A 12961-nucleotide genomic window follows, 5' to 3' on the forward strand; every position below is an offset into this window, starting at 1 on the left:
CATGAAAATCCTGTTTGCCTTGCTGGCAATGTTGTCGATCAGTGCCTGCCAAGCCGTCGATCCGCTGTCGGCCAAAAATGACTTCAAACTGCGCTGGTGGGGAATTGGCTTCACCGAGCCTGCCCACATGACGGTCTGGGTCGAAACCTCGGCTGTCGAGGACATAAAGGGGCGGGTAATTCACCATATTGCGGCAGGAACGGCAGCCAGTAGTGACAATGAAAATGGCACCGAAAATGCTCGTGGCTGGATAGGTGTGGGTGGCGCCGGCATGCCCGTCACGGGCGCCGACCTGCCCAAACGCCTCTTTGTGCGCTGGCAATCGATTGTCGAGCGCAAGACCTATTCGGGCTGGATCGATATCTCCGAATCGACCCGCGACATCATGCGCAACTCGACGGCCCGGCGTTGCCACAAGTACCCGCAGCATAGCGCTAACTCGAGTGCGCAACTGAATCTGGGACTGGCGCCGGGCGGCATCATTCAGGTTTGGGTTCGGGACGAGTGCTCGCACGCCCACAAAGTCGACCGCGGGCAAGTCGGCATCGAACCCTTGGGTCCCAACCAAGGCAAGTACAACGGCCATTACAGAAAAATCAAAGACTCCTCCCAACGCTACATCGAACGCTTCGGCATTCCCTATGGTAGTTGGTGACAAGGGGCTTTTTACCCCCGAATCGACCCAATGAAAAAACGGCGACTGCTGGTACAGTCGCCGCGAAAGACCGGTGTTTGTGACACCGGCCGGGCGCCGCACTGCGCGAGGAGTAGACGCAGTTCGGCGCTCTGTAGCAGCTGCCGAGCCGGCGAGGCTGCGTTCGGCTGCGAAGCAGTCGTAAAACCCTGCAACGCCGTCTCAAGGACGACGGCTGCGCCTTCAACGACGTGCGTCGAGATCTGGTGCTGCGCTACCTGGACAACCCGAACTACTCCCTCAGCCGCATTGCCGACATGCTCGGCTACTCGATGGCGAACTCGTTTACGCGGTGGTTCATCCATCAGTTTGGGATGCCGCCGGCGACGTGGCGGGCGCAGAAGCTGGGGGCTGCGAAAGTGCAGGTGGATGCTGCGGGGCAGGTTGTTCCGAAAGAATCCTGATTCGGTTGGACTATTGGAAGCTCGAAAACGCTATCAGTCAGGTGCCGGCCTGCCAGCCTGGGTGTTTTTGTTTTATATGTTTTGTCAAATTGACTGGGGTACGTACCACAGTGGGACGGTCTTCAACTGGACATGACTACTTTTTTAGTTGGTGGGTCTTGGCGTGCTTATCCCTGACGTCTTTACGTCTAAATACCTTGCCACATCCAGGCTCCATACAGCTGTAGGGCTTTTCGCCGGTATGGGTTCGCATGTGGCTCGTAAGACCTAACTTATGCGCAAACGCTCGGTCGCAATACCCACACTTATGGGGCTGTTCGCCGGTATGGATTCGCATGTGGACCTTAAGATTTGACTTGTTCGAACACACTTTGCCGCACCCCGAAAACTCACAGTGGTAGGGCTTTACGCCGGTATGGATTCGCATGTGGACCGTAAGATGTGACTTTTGCTTACCCGCGTAGTCGCACCTCGGATGCTCACAGCGGTAGGGCCTTTCGCCGGTATGGATACGAAGATGTCTGTTTAATTCACTTGGACTCGTAAATGCTTTACCGCAGATGGGGCAGGTATGAGCGTTCAAAGCTCCCGACACGGGAGGAGACACTTCTCTAACCAGCGCGCGGCCAGAAATCAACTCAGCCTGCGTCGGCGGCGCGTCAAATAATCCACTGATGTCCCATGCCGAAGCCTGTGAATTGGACACGGGAGGAGGCACTTCTCCAACCAGCGCGCGGCCAGAAATCAACTCAGCCTGCGTCGGCGGCGCGTCAAATAATCCACTGATGTCCCATGCCGAAGCCTGTGAATTGGACACGGGAGGAGGCACTTCTCCAACCAGCGTGCGGCCATAATTCAACTCAGCCTGCGTCGGCGGCGCGTCAAATAATCCACTGATGTCCCATGCCGAAGCCTGTGAATCGTCACCGAATATCGACCCCACCCGCCCATCCCGATCCACCCGCCCCACCGGCGAATTGCCCACAAACCCATACAGATTCAACCCGTCCACCGCCCCCGCCGGGTCGGGGTTGATCCAGCGACTCAACCACGGCGCGAAGTAGCGATACCCGTAGTAGTACAACCCGGTTGCATCGCGTTCCTTGCCCGAGTAACGAATGGTTTTCCAGGCGCCGCTCTGGTCGCTGTGGTCCTCCCACGCCGTGCCGCCGAACGGGTAATACGCTTCGCGGCTCTGTACGTTGCCCTGTCCATCAAGTTCCACCGCACTTGAACCAAGATGATCGGTCAGGTGGTAGCGCAACGCGTGCTCGGGCGCATTCGGCCCTTGCCGCCATTTCACTCGGTTGCGTCCGGCTTCGAGGTCGAGCACTTGATGGGAGGGGATGCCGTTGCGCAGGTGAATTTCCAGCCCCGGCAGGTAACGCACTTCGGCGGTCATGGTCCGAGCGTCGGTCAGGGTGGTGCGGACTTTGCGCAGGCGTTTACCTCCGCCGCCGTAGAGATAGCATTCGGTGTCATCGGCTTCATTCTCCCGTTGCACCGGCGACACGCTGGCGAGTTGGTTGCGCCAATCCCAGGTCATGGCTTGGCCACGCTGCAGACAGCGCAGGTTGCCATTGCGGTCGAAGCGGCTGTCGAAATCCGCTGGCTGATCATCCTCAAGCAGGCTGCGATTGCTGTTCGGGTCGACGGCCCAGCGTCGGGTGAAGGGCTGCGCGCCGAAGTGCCGCAACTCAGTCATGTTGCCGGCCGGGTCGTAGTCGTATTCTTCGCGGTAGTTCACCACGGCGTTGACGTCGTTCGAGGTGCGGTAATGGGGCATCGGGTAAGAAGCGGCTTGCTCGGCTTTCCAGCCGGTGGCGCTGATCAACTGGCCGAGGCTGTCATAGCCGAAGGTGCGCCGTGCCTCGACACGTTGATTTTTATGGAAACGCGCGGGCAGCGCACGGTCGTCGATTTCAAGGATATTGCCAACCGCGTCGACGGCATAACGCAGATCCTGCAAGGGTGATTCGCCGGGTAATGCGCTGGCCAATCGCAGCAAACGTCCATCGCTGGGTGCGTACTCGGCCTCGGTAACGACGCCGTTGCCGGCGGTTTCCCGTTCGACCTGATCGCTCGGGTTGTAGCGGATGTCGTGCACCAGGCACTGTCCGGGTGCCGGGCTGTTCGCCGTTTGCAGCCAACCCGCCTTGAGCTGTCCGGCCACGGTGTAACCGAATCGCCGATGGTTGCCGCTGGCATCGACAAGTCTCAACAAATCCCCGGCGGGGTTGTAGGCCCAGCGACTCTGCAGCCCCATTGCGGATTCAAGTAATGCATCGCGTGCCGACTCGTCCAGCGGCCAATCGGGTGTGTCCAACCCAGTGAGAAAGTGGCTGATTTCACTCGTCGCCAGCCCCAGCAGATCGTACTCAGGCATATGCCGGGTGCCAGCCGGGTCGTCGTGGCGAATCAGTCGACCACACTGATTGCCGACCTGAAGATTGGCGGCGCCATATTCGAAGCGCTCGACCACCCGTAGCGCCTCACCACGCGCCTGTTCCATCACTGCCGTGGGGCGTAGCGACGTGTCGTACTCATGATCCTGCCGCGTGCCGCGACTGTCCCACTGAGCCAGGGTTTCACCGGCCTGCCCAAGCAGTAACGCCCGCCAACCGGCATCGACACTATCCGTCGCCAGCACCTGCCCTGTCAGGCTAAACACATGCCCCATCGCCGGAACCGGCAAGCGCGCATCCCACTGTTCAACCCCACGCCCCGCCGCATCGAATACCTGCCGCGTGACTCGCGCCTCTGGCGCTCGCCCGGCCTGTGAGCGCCAGTAGCCCACGTCACGCACAGCGAGCCCTCGCGGATCCATGACCACGAGGGTGGGCGTTGCGTGATGCACAGAGGGATTGTTCATGGGCTCTGGATAGCATTCGCTGTCGGGCAACGTCTACTGTCAGAAATTACAGGTGGGAGGAAAAAACCCATTGATTGCCTGCCATAAAAAAACGGCGACTGCTGGTACAGTCGCCGCGAAAGACCGGTGTTTGTGACACCGGCCGGGCGCCGCACTGCGCGAGGAGTAGACGCAGTTCGGCGCTCTGTAGCAGCTGCCGAGCCTGCGAGGCTGCGTTCAGCGGCGAAGCAGTTGTAAAACCATGCAACGCGGTGTGTCAGTCAACCCGCGTATACCGGATTTGCGAGGACTTCGTCCTCGAACGCAGGCTTCGCCAGCTGCTACAAAAGTGGCTTCGCAAACAGTCTCTCTTGGCAGGGCCTAGAGGCCCCAGTGCAGCAGCAACAGCACCAGCACGACCAGGAACACCGTCTCCCCTACCATCAGCAGGATCGGCTTGATCCCGACCGCTGCCAGCTCCTTGAGCCGGGTCTTCATGCCCAGGGCGCTGATGGAAATCACCAGGCACCAGCGCGACAGTTCGTTGACCGCCCCCTGCACGGCAGGCGCTATCCATCCGGTGCTGTTGATGCAGGCCAGAATCAGAAAACCGACGGCGAACCACGGCAACAATGGCGGACGTTTGCCGGTCGGGTCGGCACCCTGCATGCGGGTGATCATTGCGGCGGTGACGATCACCGGCAGCAGCATGGCGACGCGCATCAGCTTGACCACCGTGGCCGTGTCGCCGGTCTCGGTCGACATGCTGTAGCCGGCGCCGACCACCTGGGCCACGTCGTGGATCGTGGCGCCGAGGAACACGCCCGCCACCTGCGGCGACAACTGCAACCAGTTGGCGATCATCGGGTAGACGATCATCGCCATCGTGGACAGCGCCGAGACGCCGATCACCGTGAACAGTGTGGCGCGTTCTTTCTGCGGATGGTTCGGCAATGCCGCCGCCAGGGCCAGTGCCGCCGAGGCGCCGCAGATCGCCGTCGCACCGCCGGTGAGCATGCCGAACAGGCGCTGGAACCCCAGGGCCTTGGCCGCGACCACCGACACACTGATGGTCACCACCACCAGAATCACCACCAGCGCAATCGGCTTCCAGCCCAACGCGGCCATCTGTTCCAGGGTGATGCGCATGCCCAGCAGCGCCACGCCGATGCGCAACACCGTGCGGGCAGTGAACTCGACGCCGGCCTTGCACGGGCCGTCATCGGCCAGGAAATTCAGGGCCATGCCCAGCAGCAAGGCAAACAGCATGACCGGCGCACCGTAGTGCTCGGACAAGAACGACGCGGCGGCCGCCACGATCAGGCTGACAATAAACCCCGGAGCCAGTTCGCGCGTGCGACTGTGGATACGGGTGAGAGCAATGACGCTCATGGCGCGGACTCCTCGGATGCGATGACGATAAACGCCTGGTCGTCGATGATCTCGACCGGGTAGTGGGTGACTTTGACCAAGGTGGAATTGAGCATGTAGCCACTGCGCAGATCGAAGCGCAGGCCATGGGCGCAGCATTGAATCACCTGCCCCTCAAGGCGCCCGCCACACAGCGAGGCGCCCTGATGCGGGCAGCTGTCGTCGATGGCAAACAGCTGCCCGTCGACGTTGAACAACGCCAGGCTTTTGTCTTCGAATTCGAACAGCGCCCGGCCACCGGCCTGCGGGTGTTTGCCGGCAGGTACGGGAATGCGCCGGGTCATGCTGACTGCCGCTCGCGATCACTTTCCTTAAGGGCCTGGTTCATGGCCCCGAGCAATGCCTCGGCAGGTTGCGCGCCCACTACCGTCATGCGGCGGTCGAACTGAAAGCTCGGCACGCCACTGGTCGCGCCGGTAGATCCTTCAAATGGCGTGGCGTCGCCCTTCAGGCAATCAAGCACCCCGTCCGTATCGACGCCACAGGAGCGGGCAATGGCGAGCAAGGTCTCCCGACAACCGAGGTTTTCGCGTCTCTGGAAATAAGCGGCGAACAGTCGTTCGAGCAACATTTCACGCTGACTGGCATTGCCCAGCGCGCTGACACGCTCGAACAAACGATGGGCGTCTGCGGTGTTGGGCATCGTCTCGATGCGGCTGAGGTCGATGGCCAGTCCAACCGCCCCGGCTGCCTGCTGTACCTGGGCCTGGCGCATGGTCATGGCGTCCGCATTGCCCAGGCGTTTGCGATAGAACTCGGCGAAGGGTTCACCCTGTACCGGCAACTGAGGCAACAACTGCACGCCATGCCACACCGTGGTGATCTGCACATCCGGGTGGCGACTGCGAAACTGCACCTGCGCATGCTCCAGTTGGCGTTTGCCGATCAGGCACCAGGGGCAGATAAAATCGAAAAACACATCAATACGTAAACGACGACTCACAACTTCACCTCTAAACCCGCTTCACCGACAGGGTCAGGCACGCTCTGACCCTGAAGCCGGGCAATATCTTTGTGGTAATGACACTTGGCATAAAAGAACACCGCCGCCGCCGCGAGGCTGACCAGTGGCACCAGTTGAAACGCGGCATGCAGACCGATGAGGTCGGACACCCGGCCAGTGATGAACGGCCCCGGCGCCAGCCCCAGCATGTTGTTGGCCAGGGTCAGCGTGGCGAACGCTGTACCGTGCACCGAGTAATGGGTCAGGTTGGCAACCATCGCGCCGGCAGGTCCCGTGGTACCGGTGGCAATCAGCATGCCCAGGCAGATCAGCAGCAGTTGCACTGGCCCTGCCTGCAAGGCAAACGCCGCCGACAACAGCAAACAACTACCCAGGCAGAAGCCGATGGCCAGGCTGACCTTGCGCTCCGGCGAGTTGCGACACAGGCGATCGCTGAGCATGCCGCACAGGATCATGCCCGCACCGCTGCACAACACGATGATCGCCGCCATGCCGCCGGCCTTGTCGGTGGGCATGTCGTAGTAGCGATTGAGGTAGCTGGGAATCCACACCATCACCGTACCGCCGACGAACAACTGCAAGCCGCTGGCGATGTAGGTCGACACCACCGAACGGCTGGACCACAGCGTGCGCAGCGGACGCTTGACCGCGGCAGCCGTCTTGTTCGCAATCTGCGCGGCACGCTGTGGCGCAATGCGAGCTTCCTTGACGATGAGCGGATAGAGCACCGCCAGCCCCAGGCCAAACAACGACATGCCGGCGAACGACCAGCGCCAGCCCAGCTTGGCCGCGATGGCACCGCCCAGCGCCATGCCCAACACCGAACCGAACATCCCGCCGGCCATGAAGGCACTGGCCAGAGTGGCGCGCATGTGTTTGGGGAACACCGAAATCACCACCGCGATGCCCACGCTGCCGTAGGCGGCTTCGCCGACACCGACCATGAACCGCGCGATGAACATTTGCTGGTAGTCCTGCGCCAACGCGCAACCCAGGGTCGCCACGCTCCACAGGAACGCCATCAGCGCCAGGCTCTTGACCCGGCCGAAGCGGTCGGCCATCAACGACAGGGGAAACGTCAGCAGGCCGACCATCAGGGCAACGATGCCGCTGAGCAGACCCAGCTGTCCGTCGCTCAACGCCCACTCAGTCTTGAGCAGGGGGAATACCGCGTTCAGTACCTGACGCGACATGTAATCGGAAATCAACAGGCCGAACGTCAGTGCAAAGACGATCCAGGCATATTGGCGCGCAACGCCGACGCTACCTGCGTCGTCATCGTCGGCGGCGATTGGGTGAAAGGCCATGCAGCCTCCTCAAAGCTTTTATTTATTTTTGTTATCAAGCGTGTTGCAGCTCAGTGCGCGGGAGGTCACGGCCTCTCGCGCACCTGATCGGTCAACCGCGTTGCGGTACACCTTTTTGCCCAGCCTTGCGGTTGGGGGCCATGCCGTTGGCCAACAGGGTTTCTTCGATGGTTTCGTACTGCACGCCGATGCGGTAGATCTCGCGGGCTTCTTTGCCGGTGGCGATTTCACGGCCCAGTTCATGAGCGATGCGCACGGTTTGCTGGATCTGCGCCACCGAGCCGAAACGATCGCCCTTGTGATCAATGATAGTGTCTTCATTGCCCACGCGCGGGTGCATGCCCATGGCCATCGACATGGTGTTGAACGGCATGACGTTCTTGAGCAGCGATTCGGAGGTCAGGGTGCAACCGTCCGGCGCGCGGTGGATGAAGTTGAAGAAGTTGAACGGGTTCGGGCCGTCGAAGCCGCCGCCGATGCCGATCCAGGTCAGGTTCAGCGGGCCCTTGTAGATACCCCTGCGCACCAGGCGCTCGAGGGTTTCCATAGCGTGCATGCCGGTCAACTGGAAGTGCGGCTGGATGCCGTTGTCCATCAGGCGCTTGAGGTGCTCGGCAACCCAGGCCGGGCCGGCCGGTACGGTCATTTCGCTGTAGGCGGCCTGAGTCAGCGGGTTGGCCAGGGAAGTGCCTTCCAGGTATTCCGGATACAGCAGCTCCATGATGTTCATCTGGGTGGTGTTGATGGCCACGGTGACCTGATCCGGCTTCGGCGTCAGCTCGGCCAGCATGTGGCGGGTGTCGTCGGACAGCCACTTGGCCGCTTCACCGTCGCTTTCCGGGGCGAAGGAAATCGAACCGCCGACCTGGATGATCATGTCCGGCACGGCTTCACGCACACCGGCAATCAGCTCGTTGAACTTCGACAGACGCTTGGAACCCTTGCCGTCCAGTTCACGCACATGCAGGTGCAGTACGGTGGCGCCGGCTTCATAGCAATCGACCGCTTTCTGGACTTGCTCGTCCATGGTCAGCGGGATGTCTTCCGGGAAGTCTTCGGGCATCCATTCCGGGCCGTACGGGGCCACGGTGATGACTACCTTTTCCATGTTTTCGGGGTGCAGGGAATCGTCGAAGAATTGCATGGTTACTCCAGTTCTTACAGTTCTTATGATTGTTCCGTCCACCCGGGGTCGTGCCGGGCAGACGTGTTTACGAGAGCGGATGCAGGTCGCGTTCGATCAGAACGTCTTGTCGCCGATGATCCCGGCGCGTTCCATCTTGCGATGGCACGGCGGGTAATCCATGACGGCGTAGTGCTGGGTACTGCGGTTGTCCCAGATGGCGATGCTGTTGGGCTTCCAGCGCCAGCGCACCTGATACTCGGGGATGTACGCCTGACTGATCAGGTAACGCAGCAACTCGCTGGCGCCGGGGTTGGCGTCCTGGCCGAAGCGCACCCGCTCAGGGGTGTGGTAGTTGCTGAAATGGGTGGTGAAAGCGTTGACGAACAACACCTTTTCGCCGGTTTCCGGATGGGTGCGCACCACCGGATGTTCGGCATCCGGATACATCGCCTTCAGCGCCAGACGCTTTTCGATCGGCATGGCGGCGCCGAAGCTCGCCTCGATGCTGTGGCGGGCGCGCAGGTCAGCGATTTTTGCTTTCACGTCATCCGGCAAATTCGCGTAAGCCTCGACCATGTTGGCCCACATGGTGTCGCCGCCGACCGGCGGGCATTCCACGCAGCGCAATACGCAGCCCATCGGCGGTGCTTCGCGCCAGGTGGCGTCGGTGTGCCAGGCGTTTTCGTAGCGGTCCATCGGCTGGTCAGGATTCTTGTAGATCCGCACCAACCCCGGATGATCCGGATCACTGCCGGCCACCGGATGATCTTCCAGCTCGCCGAAGCGTCGGGCGAAGGCCACGTGCTCGGCGCGGGTGATGTCCTGATCGCGCAGGAACACCACGCGGTGCTTGAGCAACTGGGCACGAATCTCGGCAAACAGACCGTCGTCATGCACCGCATCGGCAAGATTGACGCCGATCAGTTCGGCGCCGATGTTGCAGGTCAATTGTTCGACTTTCATGGCTGGCCGCTCCTTAAATAACGAAAATCGACGAGCCCGTGGTCTTGCGTGACTCAAGGTCGCGATGGGCCTGCACCGCATCCTGCAAGGCGTAGTGCTGGTTGATCTCGATCTTGATCCGGCCGCTGCCGACGTGGTCGAACAGCTCACCGGCCAGGGCGGCTTTTTCCGCAGGATCGCTGATGTAGTTAGCCAGGGCCGGACGGGTCAGGAACAGCGAACCTTTCATCGCCAGCAACACCGGGTCGAACGCCGGGATCGGCCCCGACGCGGTACCCACGCAGACCATCAGGCCACGGGGTTTCAACGAATCCAGCGACCCCATGAAGGTGTTCTTGCCAACGCTGTCGAACACCACATTGACGCCGACACCGTCAGTCAGTTCGCGAACCCGCGCAGCAACGTCTTCATGGCTGTAATTGATTGTATGGTCGCAACCGTGAGCGCGAGCGATTTCCGCCTTTTGCTCAGTCGAAACCGTGCCGATCACGTTCAGGCCCAGCAACTTGGCCCACTGCGAAACAATCAGGCCGACACCACCGGCAGCGGCATGCAGCAGGATGCTGTCGCCAGCCTTGAAGTCGTAGATGCGGCGCATCAGGTACGAAGACGTCAGGCCGCGCATGGTCATCGCGGCAGCGGTTTCGAAGCTGATGGTTTCCGGCAGCTTGATCAGCGGCGCGGCCGGGATCAGGCGTTCGGTGCTGTAGGCGCCGAGGGTGTTGAGAAAACCGGTGTAGGTGACGCGATCACCGACCTCGACATTGGTGACCCCTTCACCAACGGCCTGGACTACGCCAGAGGCCTCGACGCCCATGCCGTTGGGCAGCGGAATCGGATAGGTACCGTTACGGAAATAGGTGTCGGCGTAGTTCAAACCAACCGCCACATGACGAAGCCGAACCTGGCCGGGACCGGGTTCGCCGACTTCGACGTCCTCGTAACGTAGAACTTCGGGACCACCGGTTTCGTAGAAGCGTACGGCTTTGGCCATTTTTCTTATTCTCCAATCTGCAATATGGGCGTGTTGCATCGAATTGCGCTGATTGGACTGTAGGACGAGGCCTGTTGAGACGCTTCTCATCAGACGACAATGGCTTTTCATTTGATGACAGACGGGGGCGGTCGAAGTTTGCGGGTTGCTGAATCCGGGCCTTTCACTCGAAACGCCGACACATGGCGCGGCAGACTCACTCTAGCCTGTCCATTCGCCACCTGCGCTATCATCGCCCGCCTCGATCCCCCAAGAGTCTTGAATCCGGATGTCCGAAACGCTGCCACTGCCCGACGATCGCCAAGCCCTGCCGCCGGTCCTGGCTGGCCCGCTGTTGCGGCGCCTCGAGCCCACGCGGCTGGCGCTGTGGCTGGTGGGTTCCCGGGCACTGGCGCTGACCTTGCGCTTGCAGGGCGTCGGCGATATTCGTCTCGATGCCGGGCAGTGCACGGTGATCGCGGTGGGGGCTCATGCCTTTGTGCACTTGATCGATGTGCAACTCGATTGCGCCCTGCCCCGGGATGAGTCGATCGAATATGACCTGCTGATCGATGGCGCAGAAACAGGCATCGCCGACTGGGCGCCACACCTGCTGTACGGCGATGCCCGTTGCCCGAATTTCGTCCTGCGAGCGCGGGTCGATCAATTACTGCACGGCTCTTGCCGCAAACCTCATCACCCGGCGGCTGACGGCTTGCTCTGCGTCGACCATTTACTGGCGCAAAAACACGCCGCCAAGGACCGCCCGGCGCTACTGATGATGACCGGCGATCAGGTCTACGCCGACGATGTCGCGGGGCCGATGTTGCGGGCGATTCACGCCTTGATCGAGCGCCTGGGCCTGTTCGGGGAGCACCTCGACGGTGCCGTGGTCAGCGATAGCGCCAGGCTCTACGAGCATCCGGCCAGCTACTACCACCGTGCGGATCTGCTGCCGGCGCTACAAAGCAATGAAACCTTGCGCGAGCGTTTCTTCGGTGGCGCGCGCAAGCCGATTTTCACCAGCAGCAGTGCCGACAATCACCTGGTGACCTTCGCCGAAGTCATGGCCATGTATTTGCTGGTCTGGTCGCCAACACCCTGGACCCTGATCACCCCCCAGGCACCGACACTGACGCCGCAAAGGCTTGAACGCTACGCCCTTGAACAGACCCGCATCGACGCCTTCAGGGCCAGCCTTGGCAACGTCGCGCGAGCAATGGCGCATCTGCCGACGCTGATGATTTTCGACGACCACGATATTACCGATGACTGGAACCTTTCCGCGCAGTGGGAGGAAACGGCCTACGGCCATCCGTTCTCCCGGCGCATCATCGGCAACGCGCTGCTGGCGTACATGTTGTGCCAGGGCTGGGGCAACAATCCGGATGCGTTCGCTGCCCTGCTGCACAAGGCCGGTGCGTTGAGCGCCAGCACACAGGACCGGCACCTCGACAGCACGGTTCAGGACGATCTGATCGATGACCTGCTGAAATTCCAGCACTGGCATTACGTGCTGCCGACCACCCCGGCCATCGTGGTGATCGACACCCGCACCCGACGCTGGCGCAGCGAGATGAACCTCAAGCAGCCTTCCGGCCTGCTCGACTGGGAAGCCCTCAGCGAACTGCAACAGGAACTGCTGGACCACCCGAGCGCGATCATCGTTTCACCGGCGCCGATCTTCGGCGTCAAACTGATTGAAACCGTGCAGCGGGTATTCAGCTGGTGCGGTTACCCACTGCTGGTGGACGCGGAAAACTGGATGGCCCATCGCGGCGCGGCCCAGGTGATCCTGAACATTTTCCGCCACTCGCGCACGCCGGGTAACTACGTGGTGCTGTCGGGCGATGTGCACTACTCCTTCGTCTACGAAGTGCTGATCCGCCACCGCAAGGCCGGGCCGCGCATCTGGCAGATCACCAGCAGCGGCATCAAGAACGAATTCCCGGCCACCCTGCTCGAATGGTTCGACCGCCTCAACCGCTGGCTGTACTCGCCACGCTCGCCGCTGAACTGGCTGACCAAACGTCGACGCATGCGCATCGTGCCGCATGTTCCTGAACACGCCGAAGCCGGTGAGCGGCTGTGGAACTCGGCGGGGATCGGGCAGGTGTTCTTTAATGAAAAAGGTCAGCCGCAGGACATTTTTCAACACAACTCCAATGGCTCGCCGAAGACGCGGATCGTGGCGCCCGAAAGCGACGAGTGATCACAAAAAACTGTGGGAGCGAGCTTGCTCGCGATT

Annotated in this window: 11 protein-coding genes; 3 read left to right on the forward strand and 8 right to left on the reverse strand. The window is 61.2% G+C overall.

Annotated features, from left to right (window positions below; genetic code table 11):
- Position 1: 1 nt before the first annotated feature.
- Together ABIA48_RS09990 and ABIA48_RS09995 are read left to right on the forward strand one after the other, a co-directional pair.
- On the forward strand, positions 2 to 655 hold the full coding sequence (locus tag ABIA48_RS09990) for a DUF2931 family protein (RefSeq protein WP_429488320.1): 654 nt from the start codon (positions 2 to 4) through the stop codon (positions 653 to 655).
- Between the two features lie 140 nt (positions 656 to 795).
- Entirely contained in the window at positions 796 to 1098 is a 303-nt protein-coding gene (locus ABIA48_RS09995) for a helix-turn-helix domain-containing protein (RefSeq protein ID WP_429492829.1), read from the forward strand.
- 136 nt (positions 1099 to 1234) lie between these two features.
- On the opposite strand, the gene ABIA48_RS10000 is transcribed toward ABIA48_RS09995, so the two are convergent.
- The 8 genes from ABIA48_RS10000 to ABIA48_RS10035 form a co-directional block, all read right to left on the reverse strand.
- Positions 1235 to 3970 (reverse strand): C2H2-type zinc finger protein, encoded by a 2736-nt coding sequence (locus ABIA48_RS10000; RefSeq protein ID WP_429488322.1) that lies wholly within the window; start codon positions 3968 to 3970, stop codon positions 1235 to 1237.
- 360 nt (positions 3971 to 4330) lie between these two features.
- Complete coding sequence (locus ABIA48_RS10005; RefSeq protein ID WP_429488324.1) at positions 4331 to 5341, reverse strand: YeiH family protein; 1011 nt, start codon at positions 5339 to 5341, stop codon at positions 4331 to 4333.
- Entirely contained in the window at positions 5338 to 5664 is a 327-nt protein-coding gene (locus ABIA48_RS10010) for a Rieske (2Fe-2S) protein (RefSeq protein ID WP_429488326.1), read from the reverse strand. Before ABIA48_RS10010 ends, ABIA48_RS10005 begins: the two co-directional genes overlap by 4 nt.
- Entirely contained in the window at positions 5661 to 6323 is a 663-nt protein-coding gene (locus tag ABIA48_RS10015) for a DsbA family oxidoreductase (RefSeq protein ID WP_429488328.1), read from the reverse strand. The genes ABIA48_RS10010 and ABIA48_RS10015 overlap by 4 nt, the downstream gene beginning before the upstream one ends.
- Positions 6320 to 7651 (reverse strand): MFS transporter, encoded by a 1332-nt coding sequence (locus ABIA48_RS10020; protein ID WP_429488330.1) that lies wholly within the window; start codon positions 7649 to 7651, stop codon positions 6320 to 6322. Before ABIA48_RS10020 ends, ABIA48_RS10015 begins: the two co-directional genes overlap by 4 nt.
- A 91-nt stretch (positions 7652 to 7742) precedes the next feature.
- On the reverse strand, positions 7743 to 8795 hold the full coding sequence (locus ABIA48_RS10025) for a 3-keto-5-aminohexanoate cleavage protein (RefSeq protein WP_204929298.1): 1053 nt from the start codon (positions 8793 to 8795) through the stop codon (positions 7743 to 7745).
- 96 nt (positions 8796 to 8891) lie between these two features.
- Positions 8892 to 9740, reverse strand: coding sequence for a TauD/TfdA family dioxygenase (locus ABIA48_RS10030; protein ID WP_204929297.1), 849 nt, complete (start codon positions 9738 to 9740; stop codon positions 8892 to 8894).
- A 13-nt stretch (positions 9741 to 9753) separates the two neighbouring features.
- Positions 9754 to 10734 (reverse strand): quinone oxidoreductase family protein, encoded by a 981-nt coding sequence (locus tag ABIA48_RS10035; RefSeq protein WP_204929296.1) that lies wholly within the window; start codon positions 10732 to 10734, stop codon positions 9754 to 9756.
- A gap of 268 nt (positions 10735 to 11002) precedes the next feature.
- On the opposite strand from ABIA48_RS10035, the gene ABIA48_RS10040 reads away from it, so the two are divergent.
- Positions 11003 to 12925 (forward strand): alkaline phosphatase D family protein, encoded by a 1923-nt coding sequence (locus tag ABIA48_RS10040; protein ID WP_429488333.1) that lies wholly within the window; start codon positions 11003 to 11005, stop codon positions 12923 to 12925.
- Positions 12926 to 12961 lie beyond the last annotated feature (36 nt).

This window comes from Pseudomonas sp. S30_BP2TU TE3576 (genome assembly GCF_050436025.1).
In the GTDB taxonomy this organism is placed as follows: Bacteria; Pseudomonadota; Gammaproteobacteria; order Pseudomonadales; family Pseudomonadaceae; genus Aquipseudomonas.